The organism is Gemella haemolysans, assembly GCF_901873445.1.
Lineage (GTDB): Bacteria > Bacillota > Bacilli > Staphylococcales > Gemellaceae > Gemella > Gemella haemolysans_C.
This window is the reverse complement of sequence record NZ_CABFLN010000013.1, coordinates 18,182-39,125: the sequence shown is the minus strand read 5'-3', so window position 1 is coordinate 39,125 and position 20,944 is coordinate 18,182. Positions and strand designations below refer to the sequence as shown.

The window sequence follows — 20,944 nt, the reverse complement described above, 5'->3', positions numbered from 1 at the left end:
CGAACACAGAAGTTAAGCTCTTTAGCGTCGAATGTAGTTGGGCTTACGCCCTGTGAGACTAGAACGTTGCCAGGCAATAGTGAGAGCCTTCCTTTTGGAAGGTTCTTTTTTTATTAATAAAGTATTCAATTAAGAGTGATTTCACAAATTATTAAAGATACCCTATTTAAAATGTAGGGTATCTTTAGTTATTATTATTTTTTAGTTCTATGTATATATGGTTTTCTTTCTGCTGGTTTAATCTCACCCATAATAGAATATATGTTATTATCTGTAGCTAACAGGGCGTGTCCACAAGGTGCCTCAAAAGGAATTTCTCCTAATTGATACCAACGATTTTCTTTTAAGTTGTATACTAATTCTTTTTTATTCCATTTATAGTCACTTACAGGACGTCTGAAGTATGCATCACGGTATTTTGCGTGATCTTCACCTTGTAATGTTGTTAAGTTAAATACTGCGTCTTTCCAAACATCTTTATTGAAACCACCTATTACTAGAAGTTCATGGTCGTTTAATGGAGCCCAATCAGCACCTAATAGAGATACTTCTTCATTATCGATTACTACATCAGCAAGTTGAGTCCATTCTTTTGTTTCTAAGTTAACTTTATATCCATCGTTATAAGTTTCACTAGCTCCCCCACCATATACATATAGTTCATTGTTGTATACGTAGCTTACAGCTTGATTACGTAATTTCCCAGGAAATTCTGAAAATACTTCAAATTTCTTAGTTGCTAAATCATATGCATAAAGTTCATTATTATTTGATCCGTTAATAGATCCGATACCGAAGTATAGTTTATTGTCGTGGACTTTTGCAATAACATTTTCTACAGTAAGTGGAAGAGTGTCGACTACTTCAACTTTTAATTTATTATCAACAACAGTGAATGCTAAAATTTCTGATGATGTTTCGGTTTTATTTGCAATATAATATAAAGTATCGTTATATACTGCACTTGGTCCATATGATAAAGGATAGTCGTATTGAATTTGATCTAATAATGTTACTCCGTCAGATGTTTCCTCATATAGATATACATCTTTATGATTTACTTTGACTCCTCCATCTACAGGAAGCCCACCAGGGAAGTTAGCACCTCCACCGAAAATCAATTTATTTCCGATAACTCCTTTAACTAATCCTGCAGTCCCAATATTCTTTTCATAGCCTTTTTGAGCCGCTACGGTAGCTATATTTGTCCATTTTAGTTGTGTACTCATTATTTGTACCTCCCCATTTTAAAATTTAAAATCAAACGCTTACATCAATGTATTTATTTTAGTGGGAGGATTCGACTAAGTATGAAGGGTTAGCCGAGAGTCACTCCCACTGTATTAATTATTTAAAATCTGCTTCTTTATCTACTAGTACATAAACACTTGGGTGGTTTTTTAGAACAGTACAAGGAATATTTTCAGTTATTTCTTTACCTTCTATTAAACTTTTTATCGCTTGTTGTTTTGCTTTTCCAAATGCTAATAAGATAATATGTTTTGCGCGCATAATATCTTTAATTCCCATTGTCATAGCTTGTTTAGGAACAAGATTTATATCACCATCGAAAAATCTTGAGTTTGCTTGAATTGTTTCTTCTTTTAAATTTACAACGTGTACACCAGCGTCAAATGGAGTTCCTGGCTCGTTAAAACCAATGTGACCATTTCCACCAATTCCAAGGATTTGAACGTCAATTTGTGCTTTATTAAGTTCTTCTTGATAAGATTTAACCGCTAATTCTAAATCATCAGCAGAAGCATCAGGAACGTGTGTATTTTCTTTATTTATATCAACATGATCGAATAAATTAGTGTCCATGAATTTATGATAACTTTCAGGGTGATCATAGCTAATTCCTACATATTCGTCTAAGTTATAAGATTTAATATTTTTATAGCTAAAGTTTCCGGCTTTATAGTCAGCAATCATCTCTTCGTATAAATCTGTTGGAGTTGATCCAGTCGCAAGCCCTAATGTTGAATTGTCATCTATTAAACTTTTAATAATTTTATATGCTTCTTGTGAAGCTTCTTTTTTAGAATTAAAAACTAAATATTTCATATTATTACTCCTTATTTATTAATCTTCTTTTTTATAAACTTCTTTACCACGTGCAAATGTTGTTAGTACTTCGTATTCAGGAGTGATAACAACAAGGTCAGCATCGTAACCCACTTTAAGTTTACCTTTACGATCGGCAAAGCCTAACATTTCAGCAGGGTTTTTTGTACAAGAGTTAATTGCTGCATCTACAGGAACTAAAGCATCTTCTATTAAGACGCGTAGACCATCTATAACTCTAAGTGTAGAACCTGCCAGACGACCATCGTCACGATGAGCACTACCATCTTCATATATTTCCATATTTTCTCCTCCGAAGATGTAAGAACCACGACCACACCCTTTAGCACATAATGAATCTGTAATCATAATTCCATGGTCGCGCCCTTTTGCTGTGAAGTATGTATTTAGTGCATCAGTAGTTGAGTGAATTCCATCACAGATAATTTCTCCATATGCATCGCGTGCACGCAGAGCAAAGCCTACTTGTCCACCATCGCGGTGATGGAAACCAACCATACCGTTATAAACGTGAGTTTGAGATGATGCGCCATTAGCAAATGCAAGATAACTTTCTTTATAGTTACAAGCAGAGTGACCTAAACTTACACGAATACCTTGGCTTACTAAATATTTAGTAAGTTTGTAATCAACATCTTTTTCACAAGCGATAGTGATAAGTTTAATTAAGTTTTTACTAGCTGCTTGGAATTTTTTAAATTGTTCAACACTTGGTGTTTGAATACAACTTAACGGTTGAGCCCCACGTTTTTCTACATCAAGATAAGGACCTTCGAAGTGAATACCTAAGATTTCAGCTCCTTCATAACATTCTTCGTATACTTTTGCAACATTAGCGACAGCTTTTAGAAGAACTTCTTCAGTTTGTGTAATTGTAGTAGGTAAGAATGATGTTACACCTTCAGAAACGATATTTTTCGTCCAATTACGTAGTCCATCTTCATTAACATCATTAGTATCATAACCGTACGCACCATGTGTATGAACATCTATAAATCCAGGTAAAATACGGTTAGTTCCAAAATCATAATCTACTTTATCGAATGCATCATAGTCATAAACGGCAGTTATTTTTTTATTTTCAACTTCTAAAATAAGAGGAAGAAATTGTCCGCTTGACCAAACTTTTTTACTTTTTATTAACATAATAGCACCCCTTTATACATAAAAATCTATCTTTTAAATTTAATGTGTTAAATTTCGTTAACTTAATTTTAACACTTTTTAAATAGGTTTGTAAAGTGTTAAAGTAAAAGTTTTCAAAATTAATTTAAAGGTATTTTTGATATTTTTTATAGGATAATAAGTGGGTGTTGTTTAAATTAAATAATTTAAGGTGTTATATTGATGTGAAAGAGGAAAAAGGTAGTGTATACATGATTTCGCTATTTCATTAAAATAAATTATATAAGATACTTACTCTTGACTTTCTTCATAAGAGGAATATAATAATATGTGAGAATTATATTACTAATTTTATAGAAGTGATATAATTTCAATTATTTTATAAGAGGGTATAAAAATGGATAAATCAAGATTGACTTTTCTTGGTGTAATAATAACTATTGGAATAATATTTGGGGATATAGGAACCTCGGTACTTTATGTTATGAAATCATTCGTTCGTAGTAGTGATGCTATGATGAGTGAAAATCTCGTATTAGGATTCGTTAGTTTAATATTTTGGGTAATGACTTTACAAACGACGACAAAATATGTATTAATCGCATTAAAGGCTGATAACAATGGTGAAGGTGGAGTATTCTCATTATTTGCTTTAATAAAAAATAAAACTAAACGAGGAGTTGTTCTCTTAGCGATGATAGGCGGAGCTACACTTCTTGCGGATGGAATAATAACACCAGCAATTACAGTGACATCGGCAGTTGAGGGATTGCATGATATAATCCCAGCTATAAACACAAATGATGTAATAATTTTAGTATTGATAATTTTTATCTTTATCTTTTCATTTCAAAGATTTGGAACGAAAAAGATAGGATCGCTATTTGGTCCTATAATGAGTTTATGGTTTTTATCTTTATTTTTCTGGGGAGTAAAATCAATAGGTACTAGACCAGAAATATTAAAAGCTATCAATCCAAAATATGCGCTTAATCTATTAATTACATATCCAGGAGTATTCGTCTTATTAGGGGCGGTATTTTTATGTGTATCGGGGGCTGAGGATTTATATGTAGACCTAGGTCACTGTGGAAGAAAAAATGTTAGAATGGCTTGGTTTGCGGTTAAAGTATGCTTACTTGCGAATTATTTCGGTCAAGCAGCGTATTTATTATCGACAAATTATAGTTCAGAAAAAAATCCATTCTTTGCGATAGTTCCAGAAAGTTTTGTAGTATTTCAAGTAATACTAGCAACATTAGCTGCGATAATAGCGAGTCAAAGTTTAATAACAGGATCTTTCACATTAATCTCAGAGGCGATAAAATTAAACCTATTCCCAAAATTAATAATAAAATATCCGACAGAATTAAAAGGACAGGTTTATGTATCTGCGGTTAATATAATACTCTTTATCTGCAGTAGCTGTGTAGTAATATTCTTTAGAACAAGTAGTAATATGGAAGCAGCGTATGGTTTAAGTATTAGTATAACAATGTTTGTAACTACATTATTATTAAGTATTTACTTGTATAAAGTAAAAAGCAAAAAACTCTTTGCTGTAATCTTCTTAATATTTTTCGGAATAGAAGAATTATTCTTCTTATATGCGAATAGTTTAAAATTTGTAAATGGTGGGTATATTACAGTATTCATAGCATTACTAATATTTATAATTATGTTTATTTGGTATAGAGGAACAGAGATAAAAGAGAGAGAAAGTCAATATTTAACTGTGAAAAATTATACGAAACAATTACTTCAGTTAAGTATGGATAAAAGTGTACCAAAATATGCAACAAACTTAGTATATTTAACAGGTGCGAAAAGAGAAGAAGATGTAGATTATGCGGTATTGTATTCTATATTAAACAAACAACCGAAAAGGGCGAATGTCTACTTTTTCGTACATATTAACGTTATAGATAAACCTTATAAACGAGAGTATAAGGTTACAAAATTTAGTGATAAGAAAATACTTAAGATCACCTTTAACTTAGGGTTTAGAGAACATCAAAGGGTAAATATGTTTATGCATCAAGTAATAGATGATTTGTTGATGAATAAAGAATTAGAACTACAACCTACTAAGTATAACTTAAGAGGAAAAGCTGAGACAGTCGGAGACTTTAGATTTGTACTAATAGAAGAAGTACTAGGTAATAGTAATGGTTTATCATCATTTGATAACTTCATTATGGGACTGAGATTAAAACTGAAAAAAATAACGGTAACTCCAGAGAAATGGTTCGGATTAGACACTAGTGTTATAACGAAAGAAGCGGTACCGTTAAATGTAGTACAAACTAAAGTAAAAAGATTAACAAGAATTCAATAATAAAAATCAGACTTAGAGTAAGAAAATGTAAAATAGAATTACATTACTTATGAAGAGTCTGATTTTTTGTTTTACTTTTGGGTTAGTCTTGAAAAAGGAATATTGTTAATAATTTTCTTCTAATTTTCTAAATTCATCCCTAGTGTGCTGTGGTAGTGAACGTCCGTAATCCATCATAAGCACGATATCTTTAAACGCAGCTTTAGGAATAGCTAAACGATCTATGTCTTCAATACCGACATTTAGATTTATATCTTCTATATGATTTGTTTTTAGTTTTTCAACGAAATCTGGTTCTGCGACAAATGGAGAAGATAAACCAATCATATCAGCGTGTAAAATTGCAGCTTCACATTTTTCCACAGTGTTAATACCACCTGATGCGATTAATGGTATTCTTCCATTTAAGTGTTCATAGACTACTTCGTTAATAAGTCTTCCATGGTGTGGACCTTCTGCTCGTACTGTATTTAGATAAATATTTTGTCCCCAGCTTGCGATTGCCATGTATGATAGTGGAACTCTTTCTAATAACCAGTCTGTAAGTTGATTAAATTCTTCAACTGTATAACCGACTTCTTCACCACGTGTTTCTTCAGGTGTTGCACGATAACCGAAGATAAAGTCTTTTGGTGCTTCTTTTTTTATTACTTCATATACTTCTTCAAAAACTTCAAGGATGAAACGTGAACGGTTTTCTAATGTATCTACTCCGTATTCATCGTGGCGTTCGTTTGAGAAGGTAGAAAAGAATGTTTGTAGTAAAAGACGTTGTGCACTAGATATTTCGATACCATCAAAACCAGCTGCGATAGCACGGCTTGCAGCACGTTTATAATCTTCTTTTATTTTTTGTATATCTTCTATAGAAAGAGGATGAACGATGTGTTTTACAGGTGAGTTTAGTTCCATATAACTAGGACCGACGGCGCGTTTGTTAGTAGTAACATAGTGATTAGCGAAACGACCGGCATGAGTAAGTTGTAAGATAGCTTTTGCTCCACCAGACTGCATAGCTTTTGCCATTTTTGTTAAACCAGGAATACATGTATCATCATGAACGCTAAAACCATATTCAAAAAGTTGCCCTTCTAGATTTATATAGGCAGCGCCGGTAATTTGTAAGGGTGCTGTATTTTTTCGTCTTTTTGCGTAAAGAAGATCTTCTTCTGTAATGAAGCCTTCTGCGGTAGATGAGTTTGTAGTCATCGGAGAAAGAACAAAACGATTTTCAAGTTCTATTCCATTAGCTAGTTTGACAGGTGTTAATAATTTTGATTTCATAAAAAATACCTCTTTAAGTAATGTAAATAACATACAACTATACCAAAAAATATACAACAATAAAAAATAATATAGAAAATAAACTGTTGATATTATCTGAAATTATGTAAATTAAAGGTAGATTCAGTAGATTAAGTTACCATAATTTTTTTATAAAAAATTTAAAGTAGTGGTGCTAGGTATGTGTACTTTTGCTGAAAATATGATATAATAAGTTCGTAATTTCAGAAAAGGTTTTCTTATAATTTATTATATCAGATTATTAAGTATATAAAAAGGTAAAAATAAATTGAAGAGTGTGAAATAAAATACTAAAAAAAGAAAATAGATATTTGAAGTTATATAAAATAAGATAAAATATAAGAGGATAATACTATGAAACTTAGTATTTTAGATTATGCTATTGTAGATGAAGGGAAAACTGCATTAGAGGCTATAGAAGAAAGTACGGAGCTAGCTCGTTTAGCAGAAAAGTTGGGCTATAGTCGTTTTTGGATGGCTGAACATCATCAGGTACCAGCGCTTGCGAGCAGTAGCCCAGAACTACTTATGTTGCACCTTTTACAAAATACAGAAAAAATACAAATAGGTTCAGGTGGAATAATGATTCCTCATTATACACCATATAAAATCAGCGAATGGATAAAACTGCTTAGTGCTTTGTATCCAAATAGGGCGAATCTAGGGATAGGTAATAATCCTGGAACTAAAGTAGTTCAAAAACTGATGAAGACAACACCGATAACACGAGATGAATACAATGAAAGTTGTACAGAATTGCTGGAGCTTCTTACGGGAAATGAAATATTAGTGCAACCACCAGAAGCAAAGGTTGGTCCAATGTGGCTACTATCAACTAGTGAAAAAAGTGCGAATTTAGCCGCAGAGTTAGGTCAAAACTATGTTTATGGTCTATTCTTTAATCAAGCTGTAGACTATATAGAAACAGCAAAAAGATGCTTACAAACTTATCGTAAAAAAATGCACGAGCAACAAAAAATACCACAAGATGTTGTTGCGGTATTTATAGCGATAGGAGAAGATGAGCAAGAGGCAAAAAACTTGGTACGTTGTTTAGATGTATGGCTTCTTGGTAAGAAAGAATTTACAGAATTTGATAGATTCCCTAGTATAAATACAGCAAAAGAGTATGAAATTGCTGAAATTGATAGAGAAAAAGTAGAAAAGAATAGAACGCGTTTAGTTTGGGGTACAAAGGATGTTGTAGTAGAAAAGCTTAGAGATTTAGCAACAGAATTAGAGTTAAAAGAACTTATGTGTATACCTTTAGTACCAACTATAGAAAGAAGAAAAAATATTATTGAGATTTTAGCAAAAGAGCTAATTGAAAAAGAGGAGAAAAATTAATGACTTGGAAGGCGATAGAGTTAGAAGAAAACAATGCCGAAAAATTAGCGCAGTTAATAGAAGAAGCTGAGGCGATAGTCATAGGAATAGGAGCTGGAATGTCAGCTGCGGATGGATTCACCTACATAGGAGAGAGATTTACGAGTAATTTCAAAGACTTTGTGGAAAAATATAAGTTTTTAGATATGTTACAGGCGAGTCTATTTGATTTTCCTAGTTCACAAGAATATTGGGCATTTCAAAGTCGTTTTGTTTTATTAAATTACTTTGATCAACCTGTCGGAGCGAGTTACGCAGCTTTAAAAAACATTCTAAAGGATAAAAATTATCACATTATTACGACAAATGCGGATAATGCCTTTGATGTTGCTGGTTACGATATGGATAAGGTCTTCCATATTCAAGGGAAGTACGGGCTTATGCAGTGCAGTAAACATTGTCATGCGAAGACTTACCAAGATGAAGCGTTAATGCGTAGATTAGCTGTTGAGCAAGAAAATATGGAAGTTGACTACAGGTCTATTCCATTATGTCCGGAATGTGGTGCGCCACTTGAAGTTAATAAACGTAATGCTGAAAAGGGAATGGTAGAGGATCCAATCTTTTTCGAACATCTAGATAAGTACAATGAATTTTTAGAAAAAAATCGTGATAAGAAAACATTGTTTATTGAAATAGGAGTAGGATTTACGACACCTCAGTTTATAAAATATCCATTTTATAGAGAGTTAGATAAAAATCAAAAAGCGTTGATGATTACTATGAATCAGAAGAAATACCAATTCCCTGAAAGAATAGCTTCAAGGGTGTTATGGTTTAACCAGAATAGTAAAGAGTTAACGCTAGATGTGGAAGAGTTGTTGAAGAAATGGGAGTGACTCAAAAATCGTGATTTCTAGAAACAAGATTTTGTCGAGTCACCCCCGCACAGTTTATTAGATATCTAAAAAGCTTTTATAAAGCGAATTTAGATATCAATAAACCACTGCGTCTATGAGTTTTCATATACACTTTGTTAAAATTTAAGCCTTTTGGGTCAGCCTTGTAATAACTTTTCAGGTAGTGCGCATCAAGTGCATAACATAGACTGCGAAAAAATTCGCAATGAGATTTTATAATATTGCAGATTAAATTATAATAAAACTGTAATAAAAATTATATTAGCTAAAAAATACATTTAAAAATATTAACAAATAAAGGAGAATAAATTATGTATTTAATAGAACCAATTAGAAACGGAAAATATTTACCAGATGGAGCGCTAGTAATGGCAATGCAAGTTTACGTACTTAACAATATCGATATTGATGAGACTGTAATCTTCCCATATTACTGTGAACCAAAAGTAGAAATCGGATTATTCCAAAATGCTGAAACTGAAGTAAACCACGAATACATGAAAGAAAAAGATATTATCTTAGTTCGTCGTGATACAGGTGGTGGTGCTGTGTACGTTGATAACGGTGCTGTTAACGTGTGTTTCTTAATGCCAGGGGATACTGATGTATACGGAAACTACAAAAAATTCTATCAACCAGCAGTAGATGTACTTCACAGCTTAGGAGCTACAGAAGTAGAACAAAGAGGGCGTAACGATTTAACTGCTCGTGGTAAAAAAGTAAGTGGAGCTGCGATGACATTAGTACGTGGTAAAATCTACGGAGGATATTCATTACTTTTAGATGTAAACTATGAAGCGATGGTTAATGCTTTAACACCAAATCGTAAAAAAATCGAATCAAAAGGTATTGAATCAGTAAGAGCGCGTGTAATGGGGATGCGTGAACTATTAAAACCTGAATACCAAAATGTAACAATCGATGAATTCAAAAACTTAATCATCTGTGGATTAATGGGAATCGAAGACATCAAAGATGCGAAGAGATATGAACTTACTGATGAAGACTGGGCTGCAATTGAAAAATTAGCAGATGAAAAATACCGTAATTGGGATTGGAACTACGGAAAATCACCACGTTATAACTACAACCGTGATGCTCACCTTGCGATCGGAACAGTCGATTTCAGCTTAGAAGTTGAAGAAGGACGTATTACTCAAGCGAAAATTTACGGAGACTTCTTCGGTAAAGGTAACGTACGCGACGTAGAAGAAAAACTTATCGGAGTAAGGGTAAAAGAAGAAGACTTACTAGAAGCTCTAGGAAGTATTGATCTAGCATTCTACTTCGGTAATGTAGAAGCGAAAGAATTAGTAGACTTAATCTTAAGCTAGTTTTACAAACTATGTAAAAGAGGTGTGAGTTTATGGAAAAATTATTAACTCCCATAAAACTAGCAAATGGTGTTCGGTTAGAAAATAGGTTTGTGCTGTCGCCGATGACGACTAATTCTTCTACAAAAGATGGAATTATCACAAAGGAAGACTTGGGTTATGCATTAAGACGAGCTAAGTCAGCTCCATTACAGGTAACAGGGGCAGCTTATGTCGATGTTGATGGACAATTGTTCGAGTTTGGCTTCGGCGCACATGATGATAGCTGTATACCAGGACTTACTGAGATGGCAAATGCGATGCAAGATGCTGGAGCGAGAGCTATTTTACAACTAACTTATTCAGGTGCGGGTGCTAATTATTACGGGGTACATCATAAAGTTTATGGTCCAAGTAAGTTGAAGTTGCACCTTCCGTTTGAACATGAAGTAGAAGAGTTGTCTCATGAGATGATAGATGAGATTAAACAAAAATACAAAGATGCTACAAGAAGAGCTATACGCGCAGGTTTTGCAGGGATAGAAATATCTACAGCTCAAAAACTAATGCTACAGACGTTTTTCTCAACGGTATCGAATAAACGACATGATGAATACGGTGTAGATTCACTAGAAAATAGAGCTAGATTTATACTCGAAGTTTTTGAAGCGGTGTATGAAGTTATAAAAGACGAAGCACCTGAGGATTTTATTTTAGGATATAGAGCAACCCCGGAAGAAACACGTGGTGCAATAATAGGTTACACTGTGGAAGAATTTAATCAACTTACAGATTGGATACTAGAAAGAGTGCCGTTGTCTTATATTGCGATAGCGAGTTGGGGACAAAATATTTATCTAAATAAAGTTCGTGCTGAAGGACCTAACGAAGGGCGATTGATAAATGAAGTAGTCCATGAACATCTAGCAGGGCGTGTTCCTTTGATGGCGACTGGTGGAATTAATAGTATAGAAAAAAGCCGTGAAGCTATTATGCATGCTGAGATGGTAGGTTTATCTAGCGTCTTTGTTGCTGAACCAGATTTTGTAGCTAAATTCCGAGAAAATCGTGAGGAAGATATTAATCTAAATGTAGGTGTAGATGATATTGAACGATTATCTATTCCAAAAGCTGCATTTAAAGATATTGTGCTTATGATGGACTACGGTAAGAGTTTGCCACAACATACGAGAGATGAATTTAGAAAATTAGAAGAAAATTACTAAGTAGACTGTTATAATTTATAGAGCGAAGAAATTATAAATATAGTAGACTATTAAGGCGAAGCGGCTACTATTATAAGTTGAACTTGAATAATAGTAGCTGTTTATGTTGTAGTGTGAAAAATGAGGAGTGTTTATGTATTTAATAGAGCCGATAAGAGATGGACAATATATTTATGATGGGGCGGTAGCCTTAGCGATACAGGTTCATGTACTTAATAAGTTGAATTTGGACGAGGATATAATATTTCCTTATTGTTGCAAACCAAAGGTACAGATTGGTCTTTTCCAAAATGCCGAAAAAGAGATTAATCATGAGTACATGAAATCTCATGGCATAACCCTTGTTAGACGTGATACAGGCGGGGGAACAGTGTTTTTGGATGAAGGAGCTGTGAATATTTGCTTTATTATGAATGGTGATAGTAATGTTTATGGTAATTTTAAAAAATTCTATGAACCTGCGGTAAATATCTTGCATGATTTAGGTGTGAGTAAGGTTGAACAAACAGGACGTAATGACCTTGTTGTCGACGGGAAGAAAGTAAGTGGAGCTGCGATGACTCTTGTTAATGGTAAGATTTATGGAGGATACACTCTGCTTTTAGATGTTAACTATGAAGCTATGGTCAATGTACTAACACCTAATCGTAAGAAAATTGAGTCGAAAGGTATAGATTCGGTAAGAAGTAGAGTTACAGGTCTTAGAGAATATTTAGATGAGGAATATAGAAATTTATCTGTAGTAGAGTTCAAAGACTTATACTTATGTCGCTTGTTTGGGTGTAAAAATCTTGAAGATATAAAACGCTATGAATTGACAGAAGACGATTGGCGAGAAATTGATGAATTGCTTGCTAAAAAATATCAAAACTGGGATTGGAACTACGGGAAATCACCAAGATATAACTATAATAGAGATGCACGTTTAGGAATTGGAACTGTCGAGTTCAATCTGGAAGTAGAAGCGGGACGAATTACAAAAGCTAAAATTTACGGAGACTTTTTCGGAAAAGGTAATGTCGGTGATGTCGAGGAGAAACTAATCGGGGTAAGGGTAAAAGAAGAAGACTTATTAGAAGTATTAGAAGGTATCGACTTAGCTCATTATTTCGGAAAAGTAGAAGCACAAGAATTGGTAGATTTGATATTGAGTTAAGAAATAATATCTAATTAAAAAAGGTCAAGCGAGTATTAGCTTAGGTAATTTCTTGACATTAGAAGAATTATAATGTTAAAATATAGATAAGTGAATTGGATGAGTATATTCACATATAAACACGAAAAGCAACTGAAGGGCAATTCAGTTGCTTTTTTATATGTATTAGCGTACTTGTTGTAGTAAGGTAATAAATATTCATACGTAAAGTGAACTACATATGTCGTGCCTAAATAAGACTACTTGTTCTTGTTGTTTTTATCATTTAGGAAATAAAAGTACTCTATAAATAAGAGGATGACTCCTACAAATAGTCCAACAAGAATTTGGATGAGTATATCAACCATATAAACACCTCCTTCTTTGGCAAGTAGCCTATCTTCATTATAATACCAATAATTTTTAAAGTAAAGGATAGTATTAATTAGTTTTTATTATACTAATCGAAAGTCAATATCACTTTTATTATTATTTTAGTTGATTTTTAATTTTATAAAATGTATAATGTAACTTTGAGTAAAAATCGATGATGAAATAAGGTCATCGATACTTAGAAAAAATTATAAAATATAGAAAGAGGTTGTAAAATGAAAAAATTAGCAAAAGCTTTATGGATTGAAAAAAGCGAAGGAGTATACATTATCGGACCAACTGCAGAATTACAAGATGACGTTGGTACTGTAGGATTTGTAGAATTCTCAAGAAAAGAAAAATTAGAAAAAGATGATGTTATCTTACGTTTAGAAGCATCAAAAACTGTATTAGACATCAACACTCCATTAGCAGGGGACGTTGTAGAATACAACAAAAAAGCTGAAGAAGAGCCAACAGTTTTAAACTCAGCAGATCCAAAAGAATCTTGGATTGTTAAATTAACAAACGTTGATGAAGCTGAATTCAACAAATTTGCAGAATATAAATAATTAAGAAAAAATAAGTGTATTATACAAAATCGGATCATCTCTGAAAATAAGTGATAATACGCTTATTTTTTATTGTTTTATAAAAAAATTAACTAAATAAAAAGATTAACTAAAAAATTATTTAATACAATTGTAATGAAAGAAAATGGAGAATTTCAATTTAGAAAATATAAAAAATATATTAATAAAAATAACAGCGAAAACAAAATCAAAATTACACAAAAAATACAAAAAATAAAATACTAGCAAGGAAAAATGATAGGCTATACACAGAAACCAAAGTTATAAAAAATATATTTAGAACAGTGTATATATGCAATATAATTTAATAATGTACAAATTCAATCTAATATGAATTTTCAGTGAGATAGTAGTTCAAAAAATATATTTTATAAAATAATAATTTAAGAATTGCTATTATTAAATTGAGAAAAAAACTTATACTCTTTGAAAAAAAAAAAAACGCTTACATCTCATTATTTAAACAAGATATGACTTTTATTGAATACTAAAATGTGTTATAATTATACCAAAAATATTATTTGAGTTATTGTTTAAAAATAAGAAAAAGAAAAGAGGTTTAGTAATTAAGATGAAAAGAGAAAGAAAAGAAAAGTTTTCTATAAGAAAACTTAGTTTTGGAGCGGCGTCATGTTTGATTGGGGCACAAATCGCAATTTCAGGATTAGCAAATACTGCAGAAGCTGCGATGGTAACGACACGAAATGATAAAGGTGTCGTAACTTTATATGCAAATAGGGGGGAGTCTCCTTATGATGCAGCTGCGATTGCTGTACATGATAGTATTAATGTAGATAGAGAGATTGTAGTAGATGTAGATTGGTCAAGTTACAGTAAGACAAATCCTTATGTAACAGTAACATATAAATATAATGGAGGATTTGGAGCTTCAAATTATGTTGCCAACTATGGTGGTTCACGTCCAGACTATTGGTTTACTACACCAGTAGGAGCCCAAGAACCTTCAGAAATCCGTTTGCAAACAGGTACAACTGACCGTGTAATGAAAAGTTGGAGTGCAGATTCTCCATGGGTTTCTTTTACAAACTCAGTAGGTTCACGTTATCAAACTAAAGAACAAGCAGATTCTATGGGGCTTGGAGACGATACAAAATGGGAACGTTATAATGATACAACTCAAGAAACAGGAAAAACATTCCTAGGTCATATGGCAGGAATGTTTAATCACAGAATAGGTACACAAATTTCTGATAGTCCATCTGACCAAGGTATCTTTGAGAGTTTCCGAACTAACACTAAGAGTATCTACTCTGACTGGGATCTAGCAAGAAATGATAGAGTTACAATTACTGCTAAATATAAAGTAGTGGATCCAACACTAAAAAATGGTAGAAGAACATTAGATTTTGGTGCAGGGGTTAAGGTAGGCCGTGCATTACAACAATTACGTCATTTTAAAGTAGTAACAACTGAAATTCCTGTGTTATACCAAGATAAAGAGTTGTTTGAACCTGTATTACCAGAACGTATTGGAGTAGGAGATACAGCTAAATTAACACCAGAAGAAAAAACACTATTAAAAAATAAAATTTGGGAGAAAAACCAAGATACAACAAGTGATGCTATCCCTGAACATTCACATAATAAATTTATAGAGAATGTTAAAGAAGGGGATGATGGTGTTGCTTCTGCAGATAGTAGTATTAGTATTGCAGATGATGGAACAGCAACAATCACTTATGGAGATGGGACACAAGACGTTATCCCTGGGACATCACTTGTTTATGAAAAACCACAAGTCGATAATCTTGAAACAACTCAAGCTAGTGTAGGAGATTATAAATACTTAAAAAATCCACATGCAGTAGATAATATTAATAGTCTAACAGCTGGCGATATTGAAAGTGCAAGACAAAAATTCTTCCAAGTAAATGGAATGAAAACAACTAAGAATGAAGATGGCGATGATGTTATTCAAAGTGTAGGTGACCCTTCAAAAACTTCTCAAGATTTTGTTGGAACTAATTTAGAATATGATCCTAGAACACAAGGATTTGCTATACTTAGAAATTCACAGCCAACAGGAACAGTTATTCCAAAAAGAGATTTATTTAAAGCAAAACCTACGAAAGTATTTAGTGCTGCTGAAGCTATTGAAAAAGCTAAACAAGCCATTGATAATCTAACGTATTTATCACCAAAAGAAAAAGAGAACTACAAAAATCAATTAACTGGAAAAACAACTCAAGATGATATAAATAATGTTGTTAATGCAGCAATTGCTAAAAATTCAGAAAATGAAAAAGCGATTGAAGCTAAAAAACGTCAAGTAAAAGATAAAATTAACTCAGCTAAGTATTTAACAGAAGCTGAAAAAGAAGCGTTTAGAAAACAAGTAGATAGCCAAGGAATTACTGATCCAGCAAATGGTAATGGAACTGGAACTCAAGCGGCTGATTATACAAAAGAATTACTTGATAAAATCGGTCAACAAGTAGATGCTAAAAACTTAGAAAATGCTAAAAAATCTACAAAAGAAAAAATTGATCAAATTAAAGATTCTCTAAAAAATCCAACAGCTGATGAATACAAAACACAGATTGACGGGAAAACTACTGTAGCAGAGGTAGAGAAAGTTTTAGAAGAAGCTGAAAAGCAAAAAGCTAAAAATGAAGCTCAAAAAGCACAAGAAGAAGCTGAAAAACTAAAAGAAGCTTATAAGAAACAAATTGATCAAATTCCAGGATTATCAGAAGCTGATAAAGCGGAATATAAGAAACAAATTGATCAAGCAAAATCAAAAGACCAATTAGAAAATATCTTGAACGATGCTAAAGCGCAAGCTACTCGTGAAAAAGCAAAACAAACAATCGAGGATTTACCACATTTAAATAAAGCTCAAAAAGATGAATTGAAAGCAAAAGTAGAAAATGCATCTGATAAGAGTGAAATTGATGGTATTGTTTCTATTGCGCAAGATTTAGATTCTAAGATGGATTCTCTACAAAAATTAGTAGCGGAAGCTGAAAAAGTAAAGGCTTCTGATAAATATACTAATCCTAATGTTCCTCAAGATAAGAAAACTGCTTTTGATAAAGCGAAAGACGCAGCTTCAAAAGTAGCTGATAAAAATACAGCTGAACCAGAAAACGCTGTAGGTACATCAGAAGTAGCTACTTTAATTGATAATCTAGCAAAAGCAATTAAAGAGTTAACAGGACAAGATGTTGCTGTACCTGTATCTAAAGATGCCCTAAAAGCAGAAATTGATTTAAACAAAGATGATGCTGTTAAAAAATCACCAGCTTATGCTAAAGAGACAGATGCCGCTAAGAAAAAAGCTTACGATGATGCTTTAGTAAAAGCTCAAGAAGTGTTTGCTAAGCAAGATGCTACTCAACCACAAGTAGATGAAGCTCTTGATAAATTACAACAAGCACGTTTAGCTTTATCAGGTAAAGCAGAGGATTTCACTTTAGCAGTGACAGAAGTAGCGAAGATTTCTAAAGAACCTAAAGCAGGAGAAAGTTTAACAGAACAAGCCGATAAAGATGCAGTAAAAGCTAAAGTAACAGCAAACGGTAAAGCGTTAGATGATACTTATACTGTAGAATATGGAGCTATTGCAGATAAAAATGGTAAGAAAGTAGTACCAGTAATAGTAACACGAGATGGTGTGGCAAAAACAATTGATGTAGAAGTAACTAAGAAAGCAGAAGAGTTCACATTAGCGGTGAAAGATGGAGCAGCAAAAATCTCTGTAGAACCTAAAGTTGGAGACTCATTACCTGAAAAAGATCAGACAACTGTTAAAGCTAAGGTAACAGCAAACGGTGAAGTGCTTAAAGATACTGATACAGTAACGTACGGGAAAATTAAAGAGAAAGATGGTAAGAAAGTAGTACCAGTAACAGTAACACGTGAAGGTGTAGAAAAAACAGTTGACGTACCGGTAGAAGCAAGTGATGCTACAAAAGCAACTCCAAAAGTGAAAGAAGAAATCACATCAGGAGAAGTACCAGTAAGTGTTGATCCAGCGAAAGATAAAAAAGTAGCGGAAGCAGACAAAAAAGCAATAACAGATGCAGTAGAAGTACCGAAAGACCAACCACAACCGACAGACAAACAAGTTAAAAATGACGGAGCAATCGTGGAAGGAACAGGAGCGAATGCAGGTAAGAAAGTAGTTGTAGTAGAAGTTACATATCCAGATGGATCAAAAGACGAAATTGAAGTACCAGTGAGAAAAGAAAAAGACGCAGACAAAGCAACTCCAAAAGTAAAAGAAGAAATCACATCAGGAGAAGTGCCAGTAAGCGTTGATCCAGCGAAAGATAAAAAAGTAGCGGAAGCAGACAAAAAAGCAATAACAGACGCAGTAGAAGTACCGAAAGACCAACCACAACCGACAGACAAACAAGTTAAAAATGACGGAGCAATCGTGGAAGGAACAGGAGCGAATGCAGGTAAGAAAGTAGTTGTAGTAGAAGTTACATATCCAGATGGATCAAAAGATGAAATCGAAGTACCTGTGAGAAAAGCAACTGATAAGGATCAAGCTAAAGCTGATTTAACAGACGCAGCTAACGTAGAAAAAGGCGAAATCGACGGAGATACGACTCTAACAGATAAAGAAAAAGAAGACTTGAAAGCCAAAGTAGATGAAGTTAAGAAAGCTGCAGAAGACAAGATTAATAATGCGAAAACACCAGAAGAAATAGCGAAAGCAACAGAAGAAGGTAAAAAAGCAATCGCAGATGTTTACAATCCACAAACAGGTAAAGGTAAATCAACAAGTATCTTCAAACCAGAGTTAGATTTACAAACTGCTTTAGTATCAGGAAAAGCAACTGTAGAAAAAGGTAAAGACTTAACTGACGAAGAAATTCTAAAACAATTAGCACTAGCCGATGGAGTAACAGCGAAAATCACTTCTAAACCAACTACAACAGAAACAGGAACTAAAGAAGCAGAAGTAGAAGTAACACTAGCTGATGGTACAAAAGTAACTGTAAAAGTCCCAGTTGAAGTAGTAGAGTCATTAGCAAAAGCTGACAAAGATAACGACCTTGCTAAAGCGAAAGAAGACGCTAAAAAACAAGTAGAAGAAGCAGCTAAGAAAAAACTTGATGAAATCAAGAATAATAAAGACCTAACAGCTGAGCAAAAACAAAAAGCTGAAGAAGTAATCAATAAAGCGAAAGAAGAAGCTAACAAAGCTATTGACGAAGCATCATCAGCAGGAACAGCTAAACAAATCGCAGATCAAGCTAAAGAAAATATTGAGAAATATAATCCAAAAGCAGATACAGAAGTTAAGAAACCAGATGTAACAAACCTTGATGAAGAAAAAGCGAAAGCAAAAGCTGAAATACTAGAAGAAGCTCAAAAACGCATAAACGAAATCAAGAACAACAAAGATGTATCAGATAAAGAAAAACAAAAAGCTATCGATGCTATTAATAAAGCAAAAGATAAAGCTATAGAAGACATCAACAAAGGTCAATCTAAAGATGAAATCGATGCTGCTAAAGATAATGGTATTAGGAAAATAAATGAAGTTCAACCAGAGGGATCTATCGCATCTAAATTTGAACCAAAAGTTCCAGAAAATAAAGTGGAAGTGAAAAATCCAACTAAACTTTCAGATAAAGAAAGAGAAAAAGTTCGTCAAAACATCGAAGGAGCTAACACATTCCCAGCGGGAACAACAGTAGAAGTAAGACCAGATGGAACAGTGGTAATCACATACCCAGATAAATCTGTAGATACAATAACAGGGGATAAACTTGTAGAAAAATCTACAAAACAAACTACTCCAAAAGTTCAGACAGATGCAGAGAAAACCCCAGCGCAAGTACCAGCAACTACACCTGTTGAAAATACTCATAACTTAACACCGGCAGAACAATCTGCAGTAGCAGCTAAAGTTAAAGCAGCAAATCCAGCGGCGACAGTTACAGTATCTAAAGATGGAACAGCAACGCTAACATATGGAGATGGTTCAGTAAACACAATTCCAGGAACAAGTCTAGTAGTAGCAAAAAATCCAGGAAAACAAACACCAACACAAGCTGCACAAAACCCAGCACAAGTACCAGCAACTACAGAAGTAGGAAATGCTCACAATTTAACACCGACAGAACAATCTGCAGTAGTAGCTAAAGTACAAGCAGTAAATCCAGCAGCAAAAGTTACAGTATCTAAAGACGGAACAGCGACATTAACATATGAAGATGGTTCAGTAAATACAATTCCAGGAACAAGGTTAGTAGTTCAAAAAGAAGAAGTGCCAACACAAGACCAACCAACAATCTCTGAGAAAACAAAAGTAATAATCCCAGCTAATCCTACAAAAGTAGCAGAAGCTACAAGATTAACAGAAGAGGAAAAAGAAGCTGTTAAAAAAGCTGTAGTAGAAGCTAACGGATTCGGAAGTGATGTTAAAGTTGAAGTAGCAGGAGACGGAACAGCAACAATTATCTTCAAAGATGGTTCAGCTATTACAATTCCAGGAAGCCAATTAGTAGTACAAGATTCAAAAGCGCAAGATAGCAATAAAACAGACGCTGAGAAAACAACTGTTAAAAAACCTGCTCAAAAAATAGATGTTAAAGACGCAACACGCTTGACAGAAGAAGAAAAAGAAGTAGTAAGAAAAGCAATCGAAACTGCCAATAACTTCCCAGCAGGAACAACAATCGCAGTAGCAGGAGACGGGACGGCAACTATTACATTCCCAGATGGCTCAGTAGCGACAATTCTAGGAAAAGACACAGTTCAACAAACTGCGGCAGGAGCAGGAAAATCAGAATCTACCTCAGAGTCAACATCAGATAAAAAAGATGATAAACGAGGAATCCAAGGAGCGTTAGCACACACAGGATTAGATAATACAGGTGGACTAGGCTTAGCAGGATTAGGATTAGCAATGCTAAGCGGATTATTAGCGACAGCTAAACGTAGAAAAGAAAAATAATCGCTAATCAGCTATTAGAAGTTGACATCTTATAGCGTAATAAAAAATGAATTTGGAGCGGGAGAATATCCTGCTCCAAATTTGTTATTATGGTTCTTTGTCAAATTCGGGGCGTAGGGGAAAATCGTAAATAAGTATCCAATAACGAGGTATATTTAAAAAGAGGCTGACTCAAAAGTCCTAAAATTTAACAAAGTTCATATGAGGACTCATAGCTGCAGTGGTTTATTGATATCTAAATTCGTTTTATAAAAGCTTTTTAG

The 20,944-nt window shown here is 33.6% G+C and carries 12 protein-coding genes; 8 read left to right on the top strand and 4 right to left on the bottom strand.

The features are described from left to right. Positions 1–194 precede the first annotated feature (194 nt). The 3 genes from JX287_RS01950 to nagA all read right to left on the bottom strand — a co-directional run bounded on the left by JX287_RS01950 (position 195) and on the right by nagA (position 3,234). Positions 195–1,229, bottom strand: a complete 1,035-nt coding sequence (locus JX287_RS01950; protein WP_204641544.1) for a cyclically-permuted mutarotase family protein — start codon at positions 1,227–1,229, stop codon at positions 195–197. A gap of 118 nt (positions 1,230–1,347) precedes the next feature. Further along, entirely contained in the window at positions 1,348–2,067 is a 720-nt protein-coding gene (gene nagB / locus JX287_RS01945) for a glucosamine-6-phosphate deaminase (protein ID WP_204641543.1), read from the bottom strand. A gap of 18 nt (positions 2,068–2,085) precedes the next feature. Then, positions 2,086–3,234 (bottom strand): N-acetylglucosamine-6-phosphate deacetylase, encoded by a 1,149-nt coding sequence (nagA, locus tag JX287_RS01940; RefSeq protein ID WP_204641542.1) that lies wholly within the window; start codon positions 3,232–3,234, stop codon positions 2,086–2,088. Between the two features lie 376 nt (positions 3,235–3,610). Between nagA and JX287_RS01935 the strand changes: the two genes are divergently transcribed. Then, positions 3,611–5,551: a KUP/HAK/KT family potassium transporter gene (locus tag JX287_RS01935; RefSeq protein ID WP_204641541.1), complete on the top strand. Its 1,941-nt coding sequence runs from the start codon at positions 3,611–3,613 to the stop codon at positions 5,549–5,551. A 105-nt stretch (positions 5,552–5,656) separates the two neighbouring features. On the opposite strand, the gene JX287_RS01930 is transcribed toward JX287_RS01935, so the two are convergent. Next, positions 5,657–6,835, bottom strand: coding sequence for an NADH-dependent flavin oxidoreductase (locus JX287_RS01930; protein WP_204641540.1), 1,179 nt, complete (start codon positions 6,833–6,835; stop codon positions 5,657–5,659). 375 nt (positions 6,836–7,210) lie between these two features. Here JX287_RS01930 and JX287_RS01925 point away from each other — a divergent pair, with 375 nt between their 5' ends. The 7 genes from JX287_RS01925 to JX287_RS01895 all read left to right on the top strand — a co-directional run bounded on the left by JX287_RS01925 (position 7,211) and on the right by JX287_RS01895 (position 20,681). Beyond that, positions 7,211–8,203 (top strand): MsnO8 family LLM class oxidoreductase, encoded by a 993-nt coding sequence (locus JX287_RS01925; RefSeq protein WP_204641539.1) that lies wholly within the window; start codon positions 7,211–7,213, stop codon positions 8,201–8,203. Then, entirely contained in the window at positions 8,203–9,081 is an 879-nt protein-coding gene (locus JX287_RS01920) for an SIR2 family NAD-dependent protein deacylase (protein WP_204641538.1), read from the top strand. The genes JX287_RS01925 and JX287_RS01920 overlap by 1 nt, the downstream gene beginning before the upstream one ends. A 332-nt stretch (positions 9,082–9,413) precedes the next feature. Further along, positions 9,414–10,436 carry a lipoate--protein ligase gene (locus tag JX287_RS01915; protein WP_204641537.1) on the top strand — a complete coding sequence of 341 codons (1,023 nt, stop codon included), beginning with the start codon at positions 9,414–9,416 and terminating at the stop codon, positions 10,434–10,436. A 32-nt stretch (positions 10,437–10,468) separates the two neighbouring features. Further along, positions 10,469–11,641, top strand: a complete 1,173-nt coding sequence (locus JX287_RS01910; RefSeq protein WP_204641536.1) for an NADH-dependent flavin oxidoreductase — start codon at positions 10,469–10,471, stop codon at positions 11,639–11,641. Positions 11,642–11,774: 133 nt separating this feature from the next. Then, complete coding sequence (locus JX287_RS01905) at positions 11,775–12,797, top strand: lipoate--protein ligase (protein ID WP_204641535.1); 1,023 nt, start codon at positions 11,775–11,777, stop codon at positions 12,795–12,797. Between the two features lie 587 nt (positions 12,798–13,384). After that, complete coding sequence (locus JX287_RS01900; RefSeq protein ID WP_204641534.1) at positions 13,385–13,720, top strand: glycine cleavage system protein H; 336 nt, start codon at positions 13,385–13,387, stop codon at positions 13,718–13,720. A 592-nt stretch (positions 13,721–14,312) separates the two neighbouring features. Continuing rightward, positions 14,313–20,681: a DUF1542 domain-containing protein gene (locus JX287_RS01895; RefSeq protein WP_204641533.1), complete on the top strand. Its 6,369-nt coding sequence runs from the start codon at positions 14,313–14,315 to the stop codon at positions 20,679–20,681. Positions 20,682–20,944 lie beyond the last annotated feature (263 nt).

What these genes read in the sequence shown, in the direction of transcription:
- JX287_RS01950 (WP_204641544.1), bottom strand. Translation starts at nt 1,229, where the DNA reads ATGAGTACACAACTAAAATGGACAAATATAGCTACCGTAGCGGCTCAA.
- JX287_RS01920 (WP_204641538.1), top strand. Translation starts at nt 8,203, where the DNA reads ATGACTTGGAAGGCGATAGAGTTAGAAGAAAACAATGCCGAAAAATTA.
- JX287_RS01925 (WP_204641539.1), top strand. Translation starts at nt 7,211, where the DNA reads ATGAAACTTAGTATTTTAGATTATGCTATTGTAGATGAAGGGAAAACT.
- JX287_RS01900 (WP_204641534.1), top strand. Translation starts at nt 13,385, where the DNA reads ATGAAAAAATTAGCAAAAGCTTTATGGATTGAAAAAAGCGAAGGAGTA.
- JX287_RS01905 (WP_204641535.1), top strand. Translation starts at nt 11,775, where the DNA reads ATGTATTTAATAGAGCCGATAAGAGATGGACAATATATTTATGATGGG.
- JX287_RS01910 (WP_204641536.1), top strand. Translation starts at nt 10,469, where the DNA reads ATGGAAAAATTATTAACTCCCATAAAACTAGCAAATGGTGTTCGGTTA.
- JX287_RS01895 (WP_204641533.1), top strand. Translation starts at nt 14,313, where the DNA reads ATGAAAAGAGAAAGAAAAGAAAAGTTTTCTATAAGAAAACTTAGTTTT.
- nagA (WP_204641542.1), bottom strand. Translation starts at nt 3,234, where the DNA reads ATGTTAATAAAAAGTAAAAAAGTTTGGTCAAGCGGACAATTTCTTCCT.
- JX287_RS01915 (WP_204641537.1), top strand. Translation starts at nt 9,414, where the DNA reads ATGTATTTAATAGAACCAATTAGAAACGGAAAATATTTACCAGATGGA.
- nagB (WP_204641543.1), bottom strand. Translation starts at nt 2,067, where the DNA reads ATGAAATATTTAGTTTTTAATTCTAAAAAAGAAGCTTCACAAGAAGCA.
- JX287_RS01935 (WP_204641541.1), top strand. Translation starts at nt 3,611, where the DNA reads ATGGATAAATCAAGATTGACTTTTCTTGGTGTAATAATAACTATTGGA.
- JX287_RS01930 (WP_204641540.1), bottom strand. Translation starts at nt 6,835, where the DNA reads ATGAAATCAAAATTATTAACACCTGTCAAACTAGCTAATGGAATAGAA.